The sequence below is a fragment of the Pseudoalteromonas sp. P1-11 genome, from assembly GCF_001399995.1.
GTDB lineage: Bacteria > Pseudomonadota > Gammaproteobacteria > Enterobacterales > Alteromonadaceae > Pseudoalteromonas > Pseudoalteromonas atlantica.
On sequence record NZ_LJSP01000019.1, the window covers coordinates 30,744 to 50,188 of the forward strand.

The 19,445-nt window shown below is 40.7% G+C and carries 20 protein-coding genes; 8 read left to right on the forward strand and 12 right to left on the reverse strand.

The window, feature by feature from the left end:
- Positions 1–13: 13 nt before the first annotated feature.
- From trpA to AN390_RS18795, 6 genes are read right to left on the reverse strand one after another with little or no spacing between them, the layout of a single operon-like run.
- The gene (gene trpA, locus AN390_RS18770; protein ID WP_055255694.1) at positions 14–835 is read right to left on the reverse strand and encodes a tryptophan synthase subunit alpha; all 822 of its coding nucleotides are present in this window, start codon (positions 833–835) and stop codon (positions 14–16) included.
- Complete coding sequence (gene trpB, locus AN390_RS18775; RefSeq protein ID WP_055255731.1) at positions 832–2,016, reverse strand: tryptophan synthase subunit beta; 1,185 nt, start codon at positions 2,014–2,016, stop codon at positions 832–834. The genes trpA and trpB overlap by 4 nt, the downstream gene beginning before the upstream one ends.
- A 7-nt stretch (positions 2,017–2,023) precedes the next feature.
- Positions 2,024–3,388, reverse strand: a complete 1,365-nt coding sequence (gene trpCF, locus AN390_RS18780; RefSeq protein WP_055255696.1) for a bifunctional indole-3-glycerol-phosphate synthase TrpC/phosphoribosylanthranilate isomerase TrpF — start codon at positions 3,386–3,388, stop codon at positions 2,024–2,026.
- On the reverse strand, positions 3,381–4,418 hold the full coding sequence (gene trpD, locus AN390_RS18785; protein ID WP_055255698.1) for an anthranilate phosphoribosyltransferase: 1,038 nt from the start codon (positions 4,416–4,418) through the stop codon (positions 3,381–3,383). Before trpD ends, trpCF begins: the two co-directional genes overlap by 8 nt.
- A gap of 11 nt (positions 4,419–4,429) precedes the next feature.
- Positions 4,430–5,032 (reverse strand): aminodeoxychorismate/anthranilate synthase component II, encoded by a 603-nt coding sequence (locus AN390_RS18790; RefSeq protein ID WP_004586792.1) that lies wholly within the window; start codon positions 5,030–5,032, stop codon positions 4,430–4,432.
- Between the two features lies 1 nt (position 5,033).
- On the reverse strand, positions 5,034–6,602 hold the full coding sequence (locus AN390_RS18795; RefSeq protein ID WP_055255700.1) for an anthranilate synthase component 1: 1,569 nt from the start codon (positions 6,600–6,602) through the stop codon (positions 5,034–5,036).
- Positions 6,603–7,051: 449 nt separating this feature from the next.
- Between AN390_RS18795 and rnm the strand changes: the two genes are divergently transcribed.
- From rnm to AN390_RS18820, 5 genes are all read left to right on the forward strand, one after another.
- On the forward strand, positions 7,052–7,906 hold the full coding sequence (gene rnm / locus AN390_RS18800) for an RNase RNM (protein WP_004586790.1): 855 nt from the start codon (positions 7,052–7,054) through the stop codon (positions 7,904–7,906).
- Positions 7,903–8,523 carry an L-threonylcarbamoyladenylate synthase gene (locus AN390_RS18805; RefSeq protein ID WP_004586789.1) on the forward strand — a complete coding sequence of 207 codons (621 nt, stop codon included), beginning with the start codon at positions 7,903–7,905 and terminating at the stop codon, positions 8,521–8,523. Before rnm ends, AN390_RS18805 begins: the two co-directional genes overlap by 4 nt.
- A gap of 5 nt (positions 8,524–8,528) precedes the next feature.
- A complete protein-coding gene (locus AN390_RS18810) occupies positions 8,529–9,368 on the forward strand; it encodes a ScpA family protein (RefSeq protein ID WP_055255733.1) in 840 nt (279 codons plus the stop codon).
- Between the two features lie 120 nt (positions 9,369–9,488).
- Positions 9,489–10,037, forward strand: coding sequence for a cytochrome b (locus tag AN390_RS18815; RefSeq protein WP_055255702.1), 549 nt, complete (start codon positions 9,489–9,491; stop codon positions 10,035–10,037).
- A gap of 1 nt (position 10,038) precedes the next feature.
- Positions 10,039–10,614 carry a YceI family protein gene (locus AN390_RS18820; RefSeq protein ID WP_055255704.1) on the forward strand — a complete coding sequence of 192 codons (576 nt, stop codon included), beginning with the start codon at positions 10,039–10,041 and terminating at the stop codon, positions 10,612–10,614.
- A gap of 29 nt (positions 10,615–10,643) precedes the next feature.
- On the opposite strand, the gene AN390_RS18825 is transcribed toward AN390_RS18820, so the two are convergent.
- Together AN390_RS18825 and AN390_RS19810 are read right to left on the reverse strand one after the other, a co-directional pair.
- Positions 10,644–11,504: a transporter substrate-binding domain-containing protein gene (locus AN390_RS18825; RefSeq protein WP_055255707.1), complete on the reverse strand. Its 861-nt coding sequence runs from the start codon at positions 11,502–11,504 to the stop codon at positions 10,644–10,646.
- Between the two features lie 131 nt (positions 11,505–11,635).
- Positions 11,636–11,803, reverse strand: coding sequence for a hypothetical protein (locus AN390_RS19810; RefSeq protein WP_024033460.1), 168 nt, complete (start codon positions 11,801–11,803; stop codon positions 11,636–11,638).
- Positions 11,804–12,173: 370 nt separating this feature from the next.
- On the opposite strand from AN390_RS19810, the gene AN390_RS18830 reads away from it, so the two are divergent.
- On the forward strand, positions 12,174–12,719 hold the full coding sequence (locus AN390_RS18830) for a dienelactone hydrolase family protein (RefSeq protein ID WP_055255735.1): 546 nt from the start codon (positions 12,174–12,176) through the stop codon (positions 12,717–12,719).
- On the opposite strand, the gene AN390_RS18835 is transcribed toward AN390_RS18830, so the two are convergent.
- Positions 12,716–13,519: a hypothetical protein gene (locus AN390_RS18835; protein ID WP_055255709.1), complete on the reverse strand. Its 804-nt coding sequence runs from the start codon at positions 13,517–13,519 to the stop codon at positions 12,716–12,718. The genes AN390_RS18830 and AN390_RS18835 overlap by 4 nt on opposite strands.
- Before the next feature lie 167 nt (positions 13,520–13,686).
- Between AN390_RS18835 and icd the strand changes: the two genes are divergently transcribed.
- The gene (gene icd / locus AN390_RS18840; RefSeq protein ID WP_055255711.1) at positions 13,687–14,937 is read left to right on the forward strand and encodes an NADP-dependent isocitrate dehydrogenase; all 1,251 of its coding nucleotides are present in this window, start codon (positions 13,687–13,689) and stop codon (positions 14,935–14,937) included.
- A gap of 12 nt (positions 14,938–14,949) precedes the next feature.
- On the opposite strand, the gene AN390_RS18845 is transcribed toward icd, so the two are convergent.
- From AN390_RS18845 to AN390_RS18860, 3 genes are all read right to left on the reverse strand, one after another.
- Positions 14,950–15,381: a hypothetical protein gene (locus AN390_RS18845; protein ID WP_004586781.1), complete on the reverse strand. Its 432-nt coding sequence runs from the start codon at positions 15,379–15,381 to the stop codon at positions 14,950–14,952.
- A 596-nt stretch (positions 15,382–15,977) separates the two neighbouring features.
- Positions 15,978–16,280 carry a hypothetical protein gene (locus AN390_RS18855; RefSeq protein WP_055255712.1) on the reverse strand — a complete coding sequence of 101 codons (303 nt, stop codon included), beginning with the start codon at positions 16,278–16,280 and terminating at the stop codon, positions 15,978–15,980.
- A 196-nt stretch (positions 16,281–16,476) separates the two neighbouring features.
- The gene (locus AN390_RS18860; protein WP_055255714.1) at positions 16,477–17,424 is read right to left on the reverse strand and encodes a LysR family transcriptional regulator; all 948 of its coding nucleotides are present in this window, start codon (positions 17,422–17,424) and stop codon (positions 16,477–16,479) included.
- A 117-nt stretch (positions 17,425–17,541) separates the two neighbouring features.
- Between AN390_RS18860 and aceK the strand changes: the two genes are divergently transcribed.
- The gene (gene aceK, locus AN390_RS18865; protein ID WP_055255716.1) at positions 17,542–19,317 is read left to right on the forward strand and encodes a bifunctional isocitrate dehydrogenase kinase/phosphatase; all 1,776 of its coding nucleotides are present in this window, start codon (positions 17,542–17,544) and stop codon (positions 19,315–19,317) included.
- The last annotated feature ends 128 nt before the right edge of the window (positions 19,318–19,445 follow it).

The following is a 19,445-nucleotide window of genomic DNA, read 5'->3' on the forward strand; positions in this document are numbered from 1 at the left end:
AAATTTTAAGCTTTTACAACACGGTGGCCGCTTTCATATCAGCTACAAACGCTTTTAACTGCGTTGTCATCGCGTCTAAATCATTAAGGTTGGCCTCAATAATTTTAACAACGGCTGAGCCTGAAATAGCACCAGCTGCACCGGCATTTAGGGCGGCTTTTACATCATCGGGAGTAGAAATACCAAAGCCTAATAAAGCAGGGGCTGCATGGTATTCTTTTAGTTTAGTTACTATGTTACCCGCTGGCATTTGCGCTTTAGTATCAGTGCCGGTAACACCCGCACGCGATAATAAATACGTGTAGCCACGGCCATAAGAAGCACATTGGCGCAGAGTATCGTCATCGGCATTTGGTGTGGCAATAAATATTGGGTCTACACCGTTTGCCATGGCTGCTTTTCTAAACATTTTAGACTCATGAAGTGGTACATCAGCAACTAAAATAGAGTCTACGCCCGCCGCTTTAGCATCTTTATAAAATGTTTCTAAACCGCGTTTAAACACAAGGTTTGAATACAATAATAAGCCAATTGGAATATCTGCATTGTAATCGCGTATTTCTTTAATAATATCAAAGCAATCTTGCGTGTTAATGTTTACATCGAGAGCACGAATATTCGCCGCTTGAATAACTGGGCCATCGGCGATTGGGTCCGAAAACGGAATACCTAGCTCCAGTGCATCCGCGCCGCCATCAATTAAGCTTTTAATAATGGCAATACTTTGCTCTTTACCTGGGTCGCCAATGGTAACAAATGGCACAAATGCACCTTGTTTTTGCTCATTAAGTGCAGCAAAGGTTTTACCGTAACGATCTGTATTTAACTGGCTCATAGCTGACCTCCTTGTGATAAAACACTGTGTACGTGGGTTAAATCTTTATCGCCACGGCCACTTAAGTTAACCACTAAAATGCTTTCTTCTGTTTGCTCTTCGGCGTATTTAAGCGCATAAGCAAGGGCATGGCTTGATTCAAGAGCTGGAATAATACCTTCGTTTTTAGCCAGTGCTTGGAACGCGTCAAGGGCTTCTGTATCGGTAATACCCACATATTGAGCACGGCCTGTTTCGTGTAAAAACGCGTGCTGTGGGCCTACTGCTGGGTAATCAAGACCGGCAGATACTGAGTATGACTCTTCAATTTGGCCATCGTCATTTTGCATAATGTACGTATAGGTACCGTGCAATATACCTTTAGTACCTTTACAAATTGTAGCGCCGTGCTCGTGGGTATCTAGGCCTTTACCTGCAGGCTCTACACCAATAAGTTTTACACTTGGCTCGTCAATAAAGTCAGTAAACATACCAATGGCATTAGAGCCACCGCCAACACAGGCTAGTACGGCATCCGGTAAGCGTCCTTCTGCTTTTAATACTTGTTGTTTAGCTTCTTCACCAATGATTTTTTGATACTCTCGTACAATTGTTGGGAATGGGTGAGGACCCGCAGCGGTACCAAGTAAGTAGTGAGCGTCTTGGTAGTTTGCAGACCAGTCGCGTAGCGCTTCGTTTACCGCATCTTTTAATGTGCCAGAGCCGGCGGTTACCGGAATAACCTTTGCGCCCATTAATTTCATTCTAAATACGTTAGGCTGCTGGCGCTCAACGTCTTTAGCACCCATATAAATGCGGCATTTTAAGCCAAGTAATGCACAGGCTAGGGCTGTTGCCACGCCGTGTTGGCCCGCACCAGTTTCGGCAATAACTTCTTTTTTACCCATACGTTTAGTTAGCAACGCTTGACCAAGTACTTGGTTGGTTTTGTGTGCGCCGCCGTGCAGTAAATCTTCACGTTTTAGGTAAAGTTTAACTTTAGGGTTTTTAATTAAATTACGCGTTAATGTAAGTGGCGTAGGGCGGCCGGCATACTCGTTTAATAATTTTGTAAACTCAGCCTGAAATTCAGGGTCTTTTTGTGCTTTGTTAAATTCGTTCTCTAACTGCTTAAGCGCAGGGACAAGTAGCTCAGGTACAAACATACCGCCAAACTCGCCAAAATAAGCTGGATTTTGCATTATAACCTCAATAATTTCTGATGCTTGTAAAAGCATTTTGTAATTTGATAGGGCACTTTTTACCCGCAGATTCTTCAACGCCTGAATTTAAATCAAGGCCTAGGGCACCTTGAGAAAGCGCGTCTTTTATATTGTCTGGATTTAAGCCACCCGCTAGCATAAAGGGGGTTGTTGCGTCGCGCAGTACTGCCCAATCAAATGCTTTACCTGTACCACCGGCTTGTGTATCGCTGTGGGTATCATATAGATGGCGGTCTACGCCCTTAGCTGGGGTTGGCAATGTATCTTTAATTGCCTGTGCTTTCCAAATTTCACAACCTTTAGGTAACTGTGTACGTAATGCGGCAATGTAATCGTCACTTTCTTGACCGTGTAATTGTACTGCGGCAAGTTTTAGTTCGTGCGCGTATTGTACCACTTGCTGCGGGCTTGCATTAACAAAAACACCGACAAATTTAAGTGGCGCACTTTGGCTCAGCTCAATCGCACAATCTAAATCAACATAACGAGGCGATTTAGGGTAAAAAATGAGTCCACCGTACACTGCGCCGTTGTTGTAAGCGGCCTGTACGTCTTGTGCTCGGGTTAAACCGCACACTTTGTTATCACCTAAAATCACTTTTTTGCAGGCTTGTTCTAAATCGCGCTCAGCCATTAAAGAACTGCCAATTAAAAAGCCATCACATAATGGCGCTAGGCGTTTAACATCTTGATGAGTGTAAATACCTGACTCTGAGATAACCACTTTATCTTGTGGGATAAGCGTACGTAGCTTTTCGGTGGTGGCTAAATCAGTGCTTAAATCGCGAAGGTCACGGTTATTAATACCAAAAATTTGCGCATCAAGTGCAAGGGCACGATGTACTTCTTCTTCGTTACTGACTTCGGTTAATACCGACATGTTAAGCGAGTCGGCAACTGCATGTAGCGCTTTATATTGTTCATCATCAAGCACTGAAAGCATTAGTAATATAGCATCGCCGCCATAAATACGTGCCATGTAAACTTGGTACTCATCAATAAAAAAGTCTTTACAAATAAGTGGTTGCTCTACTTGGCTACGTACAAACTCTAAATAATCAAAACTACCTTGAAAGTATTTAGTATCTGTAAGTACGCTCATGCAGCTAGCATATTTTTTATAAACAGAGGTGATCTCGGTTAAATCAAATGGCTCTCTTATTAGCCCTTTTGAAGGAGATGCTTTTTTACATTCTAAAATAAACTGCGTACCCGGCTTTGCTAACGCTTTATAAAAGCTGCGGCTGGTTGGCACTGCTAGGTGTTTAAAACTCTCTAGTGGGCGCGCGGCTTTACGCTCTATTAGCTCTTGTTTTTTATCAGCAACAATTTTGTCTAATACATTAGCCATGACTTACCTCAATAATTGCATTTAATGTGTTCATGGCTTTGCCTGAACTTAGTAATGTTTGTACCTGTTGTGCGCCTTCTTTTAATGACTGTACTTTACCGCTTAGGTATAAAAGTGCAGCCACATTGACCACGATTGCAGCATTGTGCGCATCACTGCCTTTACCTTGTAAAATAGCAAGGCTTGCATTTGCGTTATATTGTGGGCCTTCACCGGCTAGTTGTTCAAGTGAATAGTTTGCAAGGTCAAAGTCGCTTGGGTTCAATGTGTACTGCGTTATTTCGCCATTGTTTAGCTCAACTACGTTAGTTGGGCCGTGCAGGGCTATTTCATCAGTGCCAGAACCATGCACTATCATCGCGCGCTTAGTGCCTAATGTTTTAAGTGTTTGCGCCATTGGCATACATAAAGACTCATCGTAAACACCCAGTAATTGCACGTGGGGTGCAGCAGGGTTAGCAAGCGGGCCTAAAATATTAAAAATGGTACGTGTTTTAAGCGCAGTACGTACGCCCATCGCGTGGCGTACACCACCGTGATAATGCGGTGCAAACAAAAAGGTAAAATGGGTTTTCTCAAGGCACTGTGCAGCCTGTGCTGGGCTCATATCAATATTAATGCCCAGTGCTTTTAATAAATCAGCAGAGCCCGAATTACTCGATACACTGCGATTACCATGTTTTACCATATTAATACCCGCGGCAGCTGCAACAATAGCCGCGGTAGTACTAATATTAATCGTGTTTGAGCCATCGCCCCCGGTGCCGCAGCTATCGGCAAGTTGCGTGCTAGCGGTTGTAAAGGCAACGGCGTTTTCTCGCATTGACGCTGCAGCGCCGGCAATTTCATCGCTTACTTCGCCTTTTATTTTAAGGCTGATTAGCAATGCAGTGAGCTCTATTTCGCTCATGTTACCTTGCATTATTTGGTTAAATAATGCGTTTGATTGGGCATAGTTTAACGACTTGCCTTGAATAAGTTGCTCAATAGCGTATTGAACATTTATGGTCTCTTGTGATTGGGTACTCATAATGTCCTCTATTAGTTGGTGCGCGTTAAGTACGCAACACTTTGTTGAAGTAGCATTGCACCATTTGGCGTAAGTATTGACTCAGGATGAAATTGATAACCTAACGCTTTATCGTCGTGGTGATATATGGCCATAGGAATATCGTCAAATTGTGCAATTACCTCAATATTTTCAGGTACCTTGGTTGCCATTAATGAATGGTAACGGGCTACGGGCATGGTGTTGCCCATTCCTTCAAACACCGGATGCGGGTTTAGATTAATGATTGATGACTTACCATGTACGGTTTCGCCAGCGTGGCCGATTACTCCGCCATAACTTTGTGTAAGTGCTTGTTGCCCCAGGCAAATGCCCAGCATAGGGAAGTGGCCTTTAGCCAGTTCGATTAATTCCATTAAGCAACCTGCATCACTGGGGGCACCAGGTCCTGGCGAAAGCACTAATAATACTTGCCCAGGCTCTTGGCGCATTTTATTAAAAATAACCTCTGCGCTTATGTTATTTCTGTATACCACAAGCTCACAGCCCAGCATGGTTAGTTCATCAACAAGGTTGTAGCTAAACGAATCAAAGTTATCTAAAAAGTATATTTTCATTGGGTTTGCTGTGCTCATTTTATACCGCCTCATAAGTCGATTTTATGGCGGTGATCACCGCTTGGGCTTTAGCGCGGGTTTCGTTAGCTTCGGCTTGCGGATCAGAATCGTAAACGACACCTGCACCTGCTTGCACATACGCGGTATTATTTTTAACAAACGCTGAGCGAATAACAATGCAGCTATCCATTGCACCATCGCCTGTTAAATAGCCTACTGCGCCACCGTAGCTGCCACGGCGTTTGCCTTCGGTTTGACGTACAAGTTCGGCAGCGCGTACTTTAGGAGCGCCTACTAGCGTGCCCATGTTCATACACGCTTGGTAAGCGTGTAGTGCATCAAGCTCAGGCTTTAATGTGCCCACCACGCGAGAAACCAAGTGCATTACTTGCGAGTAGCGGTCTACTTTTAAAAGCTCTTTTGCATGGCGCGTGCCGGCTACACTGATGCGTGCCACATCGTTACGAGCTAAATCAACGAGCATTAAATGCTCAGCACGCTCTTTTTGATCGTTTCTTAGTTCAAGCTCAATACGGCTGTCTAAATCCGGGTTGATTGTGCCATTGGCAAATTTTCCACGTGGGCGAGTACCGGCAATAGGGTAAACTTCAACTTGTTTGCTTTGTACTTCGTATTTAAGTGCAGACTCAGGTGAGGCGCCAAATAAAGCAAATTCTTCATCGCGCATATAAAACATATAAGGGCTTGGGTTTTGCTTTTTAAGCTGGCTATATGCGTGCAACGAATCAGGGCAGGGCAGTGAAAACGTACGCGAAGGCACAACCTGAAAAATATCACCATCAACGATGTTCTTTTTAAGTTTAACCACTTGCTCGCAGTAAGTTTCATCGCTTATATCAACACTTACATCGCAGGTGCCAGTTTGCATAGGCGCACTAAACTCTTCTGCTTTGTCGCATAGGGCATTTAATCGTTCTAGCTCTTTACCTACCTCAAAACAATTAGCGTGTACGTCTGGGCCATTAAACACATTACCAATAAGCTCGGTAGTTTGTTTTTGATGGTCGATAACCACTAAGGTTTCGGCTAAGTAAAATACGTAGTCTGGGCAGGTGTTTTCGCCATCGGGTACGTCGCTTAGCTGCTCAAAATTAGCCACCATGTCGTAGGCAAATACACCGCCTAAAAATACCGAAAACGGGTTTTCGGTGGTGCTTTTGATACTGTTTATACAGGTGCGTAGTGCGCTAAATGCATTATCGGCAACCAGTTTACTTGCCTCGTCAATGTCATTAGAGCCGCCTTTATAAACAAGAGTTAGGCTTGTGTCGGTTAAGGTTGCATCGCAGCTTTGTACATTGGCTCTTAAATACGGCAGTAACTGTTTACCGTTATTAGATTGAGCACTTACCGTGACGGTTTTACCTTGGCAAACAATGCGCAGCGCGCAGTCAACTAAAATTAAGCTTTTAACACTGTCTTTAGAATCAATCTCGGCTGATTCAAGCAGTAGCGAATTAGGCTTATCAAGTGCTGCATAAAGTGCAAGTGGGCTACTAATGTAGTCGCGCACTTGCGTTATGCTAGTAACTTCGCCTGGTGTGGTAGTTATATGACTAAAAATCAAACCTCATTCCCTCAAAAAATAAAACCCCGCAATGCTTTTGCAATGCGGGGTTTGAATAACGATATCTAAATTACAAACAGATCATTACCGTCCCGCTATATCAGGCGCCACCACCAACGATGTGTAAGAGTAAGACCGTTATTCATGTTTTTTTGCCTCAAAATAAAAAATTAAATACGTAAAATTTAGTTATAAAAAAACCCGCATAGTTGCGGGTTTTGAATATTTGCTAGACACGACAATTCATCACCCAAAAATTATGAGTGCCACCACCAAATAGTGTGTTGAATTGAATTGATCATTTTTATTAATTCTTAATGTGTCTTAAAGTGGCTACAGTAAAACGTATTTAGCGCTTTTGTGTCAAGTGTTTATTTAAAACAATTTAGTCAAAAAAGTTGTTATACTTATATAAACATCTATTACCCTTAAATTTAAGCAGTTTTCTTTTGATAAAATACGATTTACACAGCCATACAACGCATTCAGACGGACATTTAACAGTTGAGCAATTATTAAACCGCGCCGTAGAAAAAAACATTGATGTGTTTGCGATAACCGATCACGACACTGTGGCTGCTATTACGCCGGCAAAAGCGTTTATCGAAACAGAAAACTTACCGCTTAAGCTTATATCTGGCGTAGAAATTTCTACCAAGTGGGAAAGCTTTGAAATACATATTGTTGGGCTAAATATTGATATAAATAACAATGCCCTTACATCATTGTTATCGGCGCAGCAGCAAAAGCGTGATGAACGCGCCATTGAAATTGGCAAAAGGCTGGCAAAAAACGGTTTTGATGGCATTTACGAGCAAGCTAAGGCGCTGGCAGAAAACGCCCAAATTACCCGTGCACATTTTGCGCGTGCATTGATTGAAAGAGGCGTTGCTAAAAATTTTCCTGGGGTATTTAAAAAATACTTAGGGCGCAGCAAAACAGGTTATGTTCCTAGCAATTGGTGTGATATGCAAACAGCCATTAGCGCCATTCATGCTGCGGGCGGGGTTGCAGTACTTGCACACCCAGGGCGTTATCAAATGTCTAATAAATGGTTACGTAAGTTGCTTGTGCAATACAAAAGCGACGGGGGCGATGCCATGGAAGTTGCGCAGCCGCAACAAGCGCCCACTGAACGCCAATTTTTAGGGCAATTGAGCCAAGAGTACGGTTTACTGTGCTCGCAAGGTTCTGACTTTCATTTTCCAACTAGTTATTTAGAGCTAGGTAAAAACTTATACTTACCCAAAGACTGCCAAGGGGTTTGGCAAGTGTGGGAAGGGCAAGAAGGAGCATTATCATGAGTCAATTAATTCATATTCACCCAGCAAACCCACAGCCACGACTTATTAGCCAAGCGGTTGATATTATTAAACAGGGCGGGGTTGTTGTATACCCAACAGATTCGGGCTACGCGATAGGGTGTAACCTCGGTAATAAGCAAGCAAAAGAGCGCATTGAGCGTATTCGTGGAATAGAAAAACACCATAACTTTACGCTGGTATGTCGTGATTTATCTGAGCTGGCAACTTATGCCCGTGTAGATAACCAAATGTTTAGACTTATTAAAAATAATACGCCAGGGCCATACACCTTTATTTTTAAAGGCACAAAAGAGGTGCCAAAGCGGTTATTAAACGATAAGAAAAAAACCATTGGTATGCGCGTTATAGAGCATCCAATTGCATGTGCATTACTTGCAGAGCTTGGGGAGCCGTTAATGTCGTGTTCGTTAATTTTACCTGGAGAAGAGTTCACAGAATCAGACCCAGATGAAATTTTAACGCGTTTAGATAAACACGTAGATTTAATTATTGACGGCGGACACCTTGCAGAGCAAGCAACCACGGTTATTGATCTTTCAGAAGATGATATTCACATTTTGCGTGTAGGGTGTGGCGATACCAGCCCGTTTGAGTAACCTTGGTGAGTGATACAACACAGGGCGAAAAAAATACTCAAAGTGAGCCAGTGCAGCAAAAGCTGCCACTGGCTTTTTTGCATGGCAAAGCCGTTGTAGATAAACCTGAAGATTTGTACATTCCGCCCGATGCACTTGAAATTATTTTGGAAACCTTTGAAGGCCCGCTTGATTTACTGCTGTATTTAATAAAAAAGCACAAGTTAGATGTGCTCGAACTCTCTATTTTTAGCATTACTGAGCAATATGTCAGTTATGTAGAAATGATGAGTGAGTTTCAGTTAGAGCTTGCCGGTGAGTACTTAGTAATGGCAGCGTTATTGGCGCAAATAAAATCGCGTCTGTTATTGCCTGTGCACGAGGAGCTCGAAGAAGAGGAAGACCCCCGTGCAGAACTGATCAAGCGTTTACAAGAGTACGAGCAGTTTAAAAAAGCAGCCGAAAATATAGATGCCATCCCCCGTGTAGGCCGTGATATTTTTGTCGCACATGCAACTATGCCGGTTATTGAAAATACCGCTCAAAACCTGCCAGAGCTTGAGTTAAAAGATTTAATGTTAGCTCTGAGCGACGTGATGGCGCGCGCCAAAACATTTGAGCATCACCAAGTGACAGCAGAAATCCTCTCTACCCGTGAGCGGATGAGCCAAATTTTAGCCCAGCTGAGTAACGCAAAAAAAGCGCTGCCGTTTAGCGATTTATTCACCCTTAGCGAAGGGCGAAGCGGTGTAGTGGTTAGCTTTATTGCTATGCTTGAGCTTATAAAAGAAGGCTTAATTAGCTGCTTGCAAGTCTCACCTGATAGCCTCATTTACATAAACCTTACCGACACGCCTAATAGCTAACTAGCAAAAACCTGTAGCTCAAGTTGTATGTGCGTATATGCACAGATGCTGTTTGTATACGCTATTTTAGTTTTTCTTCACCCTCTATATTCTTAAATTATTGAATTTAGAGGAACCCACATGTTTAAAAATACGCCCACATCTTATGGCCTTATTGCCATTATTTTACACTGGTTGATGGCTTTGACCGTGTTTGGTTTATTTGGCTTGGGCTTATACATGGTTGAGCTAACCTATTACGACAGCTGGTATAAAGGTTCACTGGATTTACATAAAAGTATAGGTATAACGCTCGCCGCAGTGCTTATTTTTAGAATTTTGTGGCGCGTATTCAGCCCCAAACCTCGCCCCCTTAGTCAAAATAAAACAGTAAACCACATTGCACATACCGCGCATATTGTTATGTACCTAATTTTAGCAGTCATTGTAGTGGCGGGTTATTTGATTTCTACCGCTGATGGCAGAGCAATCGCCGTTTTTTCGATATTTAATGTACCTGCTTTGGATTATAACTTTGATGGACAAGCCGATATTGCCGGAAAAATTCATTACTACGGTGCGTGTACATTAATTGGCTTGGCTGTTTTGCATGCACTGGGGGCATTAAAGCACCACTTTATTGATAAAGATAAAACCTTAACAAGAATGATCAAACCAAAGGAATACTAACATGAAAAAACGACTAGTAAGTGCAGCTCTATCGGGTGTAATGATGTTATCGGCCACTGCAAATGCAGCAGATTATGTAATTGATACGCAAGGGGCGCATGCATTTGTTACCTTTAAAATTAAGCATTTAGGCTACAGCTGGCTGCACGGGCGATTTAACCGTTTTGATGGCAGCTTCAGTTACGACACTAAAGAGCAAACAGGGTCTAATATTTTAGTAAATATAGATACAGCAAGTTTAGACTCTAACCATGCTGAGCGTGATAAACACTTACGCGGTAAAGACTTTTTAAATGTGGATAAATACCCAACAGCGACATTTAAAAGCACCAATGTGAAATTTACCGATGATGATACAGCCACAGTAACGGGCGACTTTACTTTACATGGCGTAACTAAACGCATTACGTTTGAAATGGATAAAGTAGGTGAAGGGCAAGACCCTTGGGGTGGCTACCGTGCTGGTTTTGAGGGCGAAACCAGTTTAAAACTCACCGATTACGGTATTGATTATAATTTAGGCCCGGCGTCTACCCATGTTGATATTGGGCTGTCTATTGAAGGTGTGCGTAAATAATAAAGCGTAGATTAAATTAAAACGCCACTTTAGTTAGTGGCGTTTTTGTTTTTTGTAGCGTGAATTCTTGATTCTAATAAGGGTTTTAAATGTGGGGGCAACCAGCGTAACATTACTTGGTGGTATTGCTCGGTTTGCTTAATTTTTTTTAATTGCTCATCTAATAGTTGAATATTTTTAGCACCTTGTTCATTTTTAGTGCAGCCAATATAGCCATAACTTAACGGTGGCGCTTCAACAATCGCTCGCTGAGTTAGGTTTTCTTCAAAGTACATAGATTTAGCTAAGTAATGGTGCTCACTTGGGTAACCTAATAAAATATCTAAGCGCTTTAAATTAAGCATATAGGTAAGGCTGGCTAAACTATTTCGCGTTGGGCGAATAACAATATCAACATCGGGGGTGTTATTTATTACACTGTCGAGTTGCTCGCCGTATGAGCGGTTCATAGATACACCTAATGTGAGCTTTTTTTCTGCTAGTAAATCCTGCAACGACACCGGCTCTGAGTTAGGCACTTCAAGCGAATGCGCCAAACCTTTATGCATAGCAATGGAAGGTGAAAGGCCCGTGGTTGAGCTTTGCTCGCTAAAGTGAATAAACTTTTCTCTAAATGCATTTTTATAAAGTGATAGGGCACAATGTGTGGCTGATTTATTGGCTAGTTCTTGCGTTACTTTGCCAGAGGGGATAACAAGGCGATTAAACGTGATGTGCTCAAGTTGTTGCTCGAGTAAGGTAATAACGCTTTCATCACGCCCCTGGTGTTGGTATTTTCCATTTAAAATGTAATAGGGCGCAAAGTCGTGCGTTAGCCAGTTAATCGTGTGGGCGTAACTGATTGAAGAAATGCTTAAATATAAGGTGATACACAAAAATGCACGGAGCATTACTACAACTACCTAAAACAATGAAAGTATCGCTATTGTAGTCAATTAAGTGCAACAAAGTAAAATGCCAGCTACAAAGCTGGCACATTTTATTAACATTAACTGCTTAAGCAGTTAATTGCTCGCAATGATTAGTTGGCTTTTAACCATTTTACAAATTCGCGCGCTTCGCTTGCTTTTTGAAACATTGCGTTTTTCAAACCTTGTGTATCACTAAAAATAACACGTTGTTTGTTTACAGAAATTGATTGCACCGGATGGGCAATTTGGATCATAGATCCATTGTATTTATAAGACATAATAAAACTCACTTTATTCTTGTTATTTACTCTGCGCTATTTTTTATAGCCAAATGCAGTTAATAAATTAACGATGTTGTGTTTAGCTTCATTACAGTGTTGACGATCTTTATGACACTTTTGCGATGATATTAAAAAAATCATCAAGGTATTAATAGGGGTTCTCGCCGTACAATAACTTAGCTTTAAAATATACGTTTTGCGGGGCTTACTGGATCAGGGTAAAAAGGTTAACCGCGGTGGTTTTTTAAGACCAGAGAAGAAAGGTAACCTAAATAAAAAATGTGTGCAAGCTATTTATTTAAAAATTATTTATACTTAATTTTATCAACTGCTTAAACGCATGGATTTTAACCCTAAAAAGGTAAGTATGAATTACATAATAGTCAGCGATATTTATGGTTTAACAGCACCTTTAATGAGGTTGTTAGATATTATGCAAGCCAATACAGAGGTTATAGACCCCTACAAAGGAGAACTGCAACCCATTGATAGTGAAAAGTATTATTATAATAAATTTATAAATGACTGTGGCCATGACAATTACGTAGCTAAGCTCTTAAATGTATTTAATAACCTTACAGAGCCAACAGCCTGTATAGGGTTTAGTGCAGGCGCAAGTGCCGCGTGGCGCGCACAGTTATTAACAGGCAATCCACACCTAAAAAAGCTGATTGGCTTTTACCCTTCACAAATTAGAAATCATTTAGATATTGCGGCAAAAGTACCTTGTACGTTTATTTTTCCACATACCGAAATTCATTTTAATGTAGATGAAGTGATAAGTGCTTTAGCCAGTAAAAGCCAAGTTACGTGTAACAAAACACCGTTTTTGCATGGTTTTATGAATGCTTACTCAACTAATTACAATGTAAAAGCATATGATGAGTATTTCGCACTTATTAAAAGCACTTAAAGTGTATTTAACTGCGTTTTAGTAATAACAGGAAAGTCGGTACGCGTATTATATTGCGCGTACAAGGTAGTAAAAATACTACTGCGTGAGAGCTTATCTAACTCTTTTATGAGCGTTTTAGCACTTGTGCGCGCAGCTCTGCAGCATAGTTGGTATTGTTTTATTATAGCGGCAACGCTTTTACCTTGTTTTTGAAGGGCTAAATCGGCTTCTACAAAAAATGCTGCCCCTGTCCAATAAACCCGCTGTTGTGCACGTTGCTTCCACATATCATTTGAAAGTTTATTAAGTGGCTGTTGCTTTGTTTTAGTTTGTAAGCGTGCTCGCTCAAACCCTGCGTTTAGGCGCTGAACAAATTGCGCTTGGCTAATAACACCGCTGTTGCGCATTATTACGTTTTGCATGTAACTGGCAAACCCCTCGCTTAACCAAAAGCCAGAGTAAGGCAGTAGTGGTAAATATAAATGAGAGAGCTCATGGTAAAGCGTCCAATCTTTTGTAAATGCATTTAAACTTGCGTAGCGGTCAATATGCAGCTCTAATCCATCGGGATTATTTCGTTTTACGCTAGCCCATGGCACGGGTTCAAAAGCAAAATATTGTGGCTTTAAATAAATAGGGAGGGTGCTTTGTTGTAATGGGCCTAAGGTATTTTGTGTTTTTTTAAGGCTTTGATTTACCCAAGTAGCTACCGTTTTTTCACCCTTAGTCGTCAGTGCGTCTAAATTATGAATAACCACATCAACAGCTGAGGCTTTTAAAGAGCACATTAATAGCAATAACAGCCAAAATAACTTCATTTATACCTCCTAAATACGCGCTTAATACTTGACCCACTATTTACATAATTAAGCACACGTAATTCGTTATTTTTTTAACTAATATCAATTATAAAAAGCAAATTGCATACATGCTCAATCAAGCATGATTTAATCAGGTAACACTATTTTGACTATAGGTATTAACCATGGCTTATCAGCATATTAAAATCCCTGAGCACGGACAAAATATTACTATTGATGCTAAAGGCCAATGGCATGTGCCTGTAAACCCTATTATTGCTTATATTAATGGTGACGGGGTTGGGCAAGAGGTCACACCGGCCATGCAGCATGTGGTGAATAATGCCATTACACACTGTTATGCAAAGGAGCGAAAAATTCACTGGATGCAAGTATATAACGGCGAGCAAGCAGCAAAGTTATATGATGGCGATTGGTTCCCAGAGGAGACGATTAACGCAGTACGTGCGTGCAAAATAGCAATTAAAGGGCCGCTAACTACACCTCTTGGCGGCGGTTTTCGCTCATTAAATGTGGCGCTAAGGCACGAAATGGATTTATTTGTAAATATGCGCACTGTTAAAGGGCTAAGTGCGTTGCCATCGCCGTTAAAAAATCCATTTTTAACTAACATAACAGTGCTGCGTGATAGCAGCGAAGATGTATATTCAGGAATAGAGTGGCAAGCTGGCAGCGTAGAGAGCGAGAAAATGCTCGACTTTTTATGTGAAGAAATGGGAGTAACGCGCCTAAGGTTTTCTCAAGAGTGTGGCATAGGTATAAAAAATATATCTAAAGAAGGCTCCGAGCGCCTAGTACGCTATGCAATTAATTATGCCCTTACAAATAACAGCGAATCGTTAACGCTTGTGCATAAAGGAAATGTACTTAAATTTACCGATGGTGCCTTTAAACGTTGGGGGTTTGCCTTAGCCCAAAATGAGTTTAACGCTACCCCACACGAAAACGGACGCTGGCTTGAAATAGCACGCGCTAATAAATCGCCTTTAATTATTAAAGAAGTGATAGCCGATAACATGCTGCAACAATGTTTAATGAACCCAGAGCAATTTGATGTGGTGGCAACCACAAACCAAAATGGCGATTTTTTAGCTGATATGCTCAGCGCACAAGTTGGCGGAGTGGGCATTATGCCGGCTGCTAATTTAAATAACGATGTGGCATTTTTTGAACCAACTCATGGTACGTTTGAGAGAATAGCAGGGCAAAACAAAGCAAATCCAAGTAGCAGTATTTTAAGTGCCGTTTTAATGCTTAAGTTTATGGGCTGGGATGAGGCAGCAAAGCTGATTGAACAAGCGCTCGAACAAGCACTCAAAAGCAGTAATGTAACCTTTGATTTAGCGCAAAATATTAATAACTCGACAACCCTAAGCTGCAGTGATTTTGCACAAAAGGTTATCGAGTATTTTTAAGCAACTCCATTATTAGGCCGCTGTGGCTGTTTTTGCCTTGTGTACACATGGGCGATTAGTAAGCTGTGCAGCGCGGTGGTAAATATCGTGTGCATTAGGTTCATCGCACTGAGTACCACTAAGCGTATCCATTAATGCAACTACAATAATAGCCGGTACTTGGCAGCAGTATTCATCAAGTACTGCCTCGGTTGTTTGTGCATCTACATGGCAAAGCGGGTGGTTTTTACGCTGGTACGCATGCAGTAGCGTATCTACTTCTAAAATGTCATCCGGTTGGTGCTTTGTTTTACGGCATTTACAACCAAACTCATCAACCAAGGTAGCAAGTGCTTGGTATGTCTCAGCGGCATTGGTTTTAGTGCATAACTGCTGGGTAATAAACTGATGTAAATTAGCGTCAATAAATAACCCGTCTTGTTGTGTGAAGCTTGATGTTGTCATAATCATTACTCTTAGTTTGTTGGCTTAACTTCACTTTAGCGCTAAGTGTATTATTAATGAAATTGTTGTTTTCAATAACTGACATTGATTTTATCAATAGTAAATGACAACTAACCAAAAACCACTTAGCATGCTTATTTAAAGTGGTGCAAAAACCTATAAAAATGCACAAAACTGGGACACACTAAATAATAATTAAAAGCATAATTTAATTAGGTGTTTGATTTTAAAGTTTTTTATTTTTTTGGTGGGTTGGCATCAAGGTTGCTAAATATAAAGGGTAGGGTTCACTCCTATTTCTACGATTTCAAAAGCGCCATGGTATTTTCCCAAAGTTGAATACCATGGCGCTTTTTCATTTTTAAAAGAGCAATGCGCATATAATAGTTGTGATAAAAACCACAAAATAAAGTTTATGATGCCAGTTTTTCTTATAATTTTTACGATACTGTTTGATCATAATATCAACATCTTCTTTAGAAAAAACATGTTCACACCGATAGCACACGTGCATTCCTTTTTTAATAAAAGCGCCACATTTTATACATCTATAAATATAGCTAAGGCGGCTTTCGCATAGGTAAGGATATTCTTTTTTATTTTTCATAATTGTTATTTTTGAGCGCTTTTTTTTGTTTTACTATCGTTTCTATACCGTGCGCGACGGTTATACACCCTAAGCCTATTGCACCAAAAATAAAAAAATAGAATTTTTTAGGGCTCGATTCGATAGAAGCAATTACCCGTTCCCCTCCTTTATTATGTATAACGCCATCATTATAAGTAAAGTAGCTCCATAGAATGAAAAACAAGCCTAGTAAAATAGTTACGTATGCTTTGGCTTCTTTCTTCGAGTTTTGCTCTGTTATTTCTAATTGCTTTATAACCTTAGGATCCACTCTCTTTGGGTTGTTTAGCTCTTCTATTAGATGTTTGTATCTTTGCGGGTATTTGTTTGCATCAATAGTTTCAAGTGCTTCATGTAATTCTTTAAGTGAATAATTAGAGTAATCAATGTTGATAGTGATTTTCCTTAAATCTTTTTTAATACATTTTGAGCTGTAATCAGAATTTTAAATTAAAGAAAATTACTAATTACCTATCAGCAATTGTTTTAGCAAACTCAAGCAGCTCACGGCGTAACCACTGGTGTGCGGGAGCATGGTGAAGCAGCGGGCTCCATATCATTTTTACCTCAATAGGAACTATTTGAAACGGTACTGGGCTAATGACTAAATCGGTATGCGTGGTTAATAATTTAGCCTGCCTGCGCGGTAAGGTGGCAATAAGTTGCTCTGATTGGCATAGCAAACTTGCAATCATGTAGTGGCGTGTAAACACCCGTATTTTACGTGTTTGTTCTAGCTGCCAAAGTGCTTCATCTACCCAGCCTAGTTTTTGCTTGCCTGACTTATTGGTAACGGCAGCTTCTGGCCCCCAGCCAGCGCGGTTTACCCAAACATGTTCTTTTTGCAGATAATCTTCAAGGCTTGAGTGCTGTAAAAAGGTATTTTTAGGGTGGGTTAAACAGCAGTAATTATCGCGCCAAACACTGGCTTGATGAAACGAGCGAGGCAAGCCATTAAAACGGTTTATGGCTAAATCAATAGTGCCTTTTTCCATATCTTGCAGGTTTACATCGCTTGGACTCAGTACATCAAAATTAACCCCCGGGTTTTTAGTTAACTGCTCAGTAATAAAGGGGGCAATTAAGGTCGACTCCATGTAGTCGTTTGCCATTATTCTAAAAGTCACCTCTGCCGTTGCTGGGTTAAATTGCTCACTGGGCTGAGTAATCGCCTCTGCCATTTTTAAAAGAGACTCTATTTCAGGCTTTAAGCTAAGTGCTTTGCTGGTGGGGGTCATAGAGCCTGCGGCACGCACAAGTAGTGGGTCGTCAAATAAATCACGTAATCGTTTAAGTGCGTTACTCATGGCAGGTTGTGTTAGTGCGAGTTTATTAGCTGCTTTTGAAACACTTTTTTCATCAATGAGCACATTTAAGTACACTAATAAGTTGAGATCGACGTTACGTATATTCATATGATCAATTTTATTTATATGCTTTATTAATTACCTAAATTAAAGCCTGCTTGCTAAGGTGTAAACAATTAATAAAAAATAACCGCTATAAGTGGTAAAAATAAAAGTGTTGTAACCATGTCAAAATCGTTAACTAATCAAACCAATAATGCGCTACAGCAAGTTATTGCTACTAAGTTGGCCCGCGCTGTTTTTGCAGGCTTTGAAGCAATGTTTGCGCAGTTTTTAAATATTACGCTAGGTGCGCAAAGCCGGTTTGAACAACAAAAATATCACGATGTGCAAACTGCCATGCGCGAACGCTTACAAGTGTACGAACGGGAAGTAAAAAATGTCAGTGAAGCTGTGAGAGTAATTGCTTACGCTGAACTGAGTTGCCCGCAAACATGGCAGCTAGCTAAAAATATATACGGCGATATGGTGCAAAATCATGAAAACAAACCCATAGCACATACCTTTTTTAATTCTACCTTTGGTGCAATTTGGGACGATAAAAAAATTCGTACCGTACATTTGTTTGTATTAAAAGCAAAATACAGAAGCGAGCCGCGTTCGTATGAAAATTTAGTAAGGAGAATATCGTTTAAAGATGGGTTTAACCATGCTGTAAAAACGCTCATTACCCGCCAAGCTTTTAGAGTGCCTTTTAGCCATTTAAACGCCGATTTACAGGCATTGCAAACAACGTTAATGGCCGGTGCAAAGCAACAATGCAAACAAGTGTATGAGCTTATAAATTTAAACGACGGGTTTATAGAATACGCAAATTCATTATTTTTTAGAAACAAAGCCTGTTACTTAATAGGGCGCTGTATTGCTAAAAATGGCGATAATATGCCTTTTGCTATCGCCATATTAAATACTAATAAAGGGTTAAAGCTTGATGCCGTAATGATGGGCGCCGATCAGTTAAGTTTACTGTTTGGTTTTGCTCGTACCTATTTTATGGTTGATACCGACCAACCCGCGCGTTACGTAGATTACTTAAGCGTGCTGATGCCTCATAAAAAACGCTTTGAGTTATTTAACGCCATTGGCTTTATTAAGCACGCTAAAACAGAGTTTTATCGTTACAAAGTTGATACCACTAAAAATAGCCCTACTAATTTTAAATACGTGACAGCCCCAGGTACTCCCGGCATGGTTATGCTGGTATTTACCATTGAAGGGCTAGACTACGTTTATAAAGTAATAAAAGATAAATTTAGTGCACCAAAAACAGCCACCAAAGCGCAAGTAAAAGCCAAGTACAACTTTGTAAAGCAAGCCGACCGCGTAGGACGCTTAGTAGATACACACGAATTTAGGTATTTAGCGTTCGACCTCAGCCGCTTTAGCGACGAGTTACTTAAGCAAATGAAATCACAAATTGGCAGCAGCATGGTTATATCGGGTAAGGCGCTTATTTTAAAGCATGTGTATGTTGAGCGAAAAATGACGCCGCTTAATTTATACATTAATCACTGCTCTAACAAAGCATTACAACAGGTTATGACCGATTACGGTAAAGCGATTAAAGACTTAGCCGGCGCAAATATATTCCCAGGCGATATGCTAATGAAAAACTTTGGCGTAACCCGTTGGGGGCGCGTTGTTTTTTACGACTTTGATGAAATTTGCCCATTGACTGATTGCCATTTTAGAGATGTACCTAGCGCACAAAACGACCTGGAGGAGCTAAGCGCCAACAGTTATTTTGATATAGCAGAAAACGATATTTTCCCCAGTCAGTTTAAGGTGTTTTTTAGCGCAAACGAAACGGCATTTAACTATTTTAACTGCGAACATAACGATCTGTTTTTAGCTGATTTTTGGCAAGCTTGCCAACAACAAATTAAATCAGGCTTTTTACCTGACGTATACCCGTATAAACAAAGCTGGCGGTTTAAATAAAAATAACTAACCCCATGTCTAGCTAGGGCCTGTTTATCTTTTGAGGTTAAATTTGCAGCCGTCTGTTTGGTAATTAGGCAAGGCAGAGCCTATGTAGTGTGGTTGTTCCCCATAAATAGGCGATAACG

Coding starts and splice junctions, on each gene's coding strand:
- trpA (WP_055255694.1), bottom strand. CDS start 835: ATGAGCCAGTTAAATACAGATCGTTACGGTAAAACCTTTGCTGCACTT.
- trpB (WP_055255731.1), bottom strand. CDS start 2,016: ATGCAAAATCCAGCTTATTTTGGCGAGTTTGGCGGTATGTTTGTACCT.
- trpCF (WP_055255696.1), bottom strand. CDS start 3,388: ATGGCTAATGTATTAGACAAAATTGTTGCTGATAAAAAACAAGAGCTA.
- trpD (WP_055255698.1), bottom strand. CDS start 4,418: ATGAGTACCCAATCACAAGAGACCATAAATGTTCAATACGCTATTGAG.
- AN390_RS18790 (WP_004586792.1), bottom strand. CDS start 5,032: ATGAGCACAGCAAACCCAATGAAAATATACTTTTTAGATAACTTTGAT.
- AN390_RS18805 (WP_004586789.1), top strand. CDS start 7,903: ATGAGTCAATTAATTCATATTCACCCAGCAAACCCACAGCCACGACTT.
- AN390_RS18815 (WP_055255702.1), top strand. CDS start 9,489: ATGTTTAAAAATACGCCCACATCTTATGGCCTTATTGCCATTATTTTA.
- AN390_RS18820 (WP_055255704.1), top strand. CDS start 10,039: ATGAAAAAACGACTAGTAAGTGCAGCTCTATCGGGTGTAATGATGTTA.
- AN390_RS18825 (WP_055255707.1), bottom strand. CDS start 11,504: ATGCTCCGTGCATTTTTGTGTATCACCTTATATTTAAGCATTTCTTCA.
- AN390_RS19810 (WP_024033460.1), bottom strand. CDS start 11,803: ATGTCTTATAAATACAATGGATCTATGATCCAAATTGCCCATCCGGTG.
- AN390_RS18830 (WP_055255735.1), top strand. CDS start 12,174: ATGAATTACATAATAGTCAGCGATATTTATGGTTTAACAGCACCTTTA.
- AN390_RS18835 (WP_055255709.1), bottom strand. CDS start 13,519: ATGAAGTTATTTTGGCTGTTATTGCTATTAATGTGCTCTTTAAAAGCC.
- icd (WP_055255711.1), top strand. CDS start 13,687: ATGGCTTATCAGCATATTAAAATCCCTGAGCACGGACAAAATATTACT.
- AN390_RS18845 (WP_004586781.1), bottom strand. CDS start 15,381: ATGACAACATCAAGCTTCACACAACAAGACGGGTTATTTATTGACGCT.
- AN390_RS18860 (WP_055255714.1), bottom strand. CDS start 17,424: ATGAATATACGTAACGTCGATCTCAACTTATTAGTGTACTTAAATGTG.
- aceK (WP_055255716.1), top strand. CDS start 17,542: ATGTCAAAATCGTTAACTAATCAAACCAATAATGCGCTACAGCAAGTT.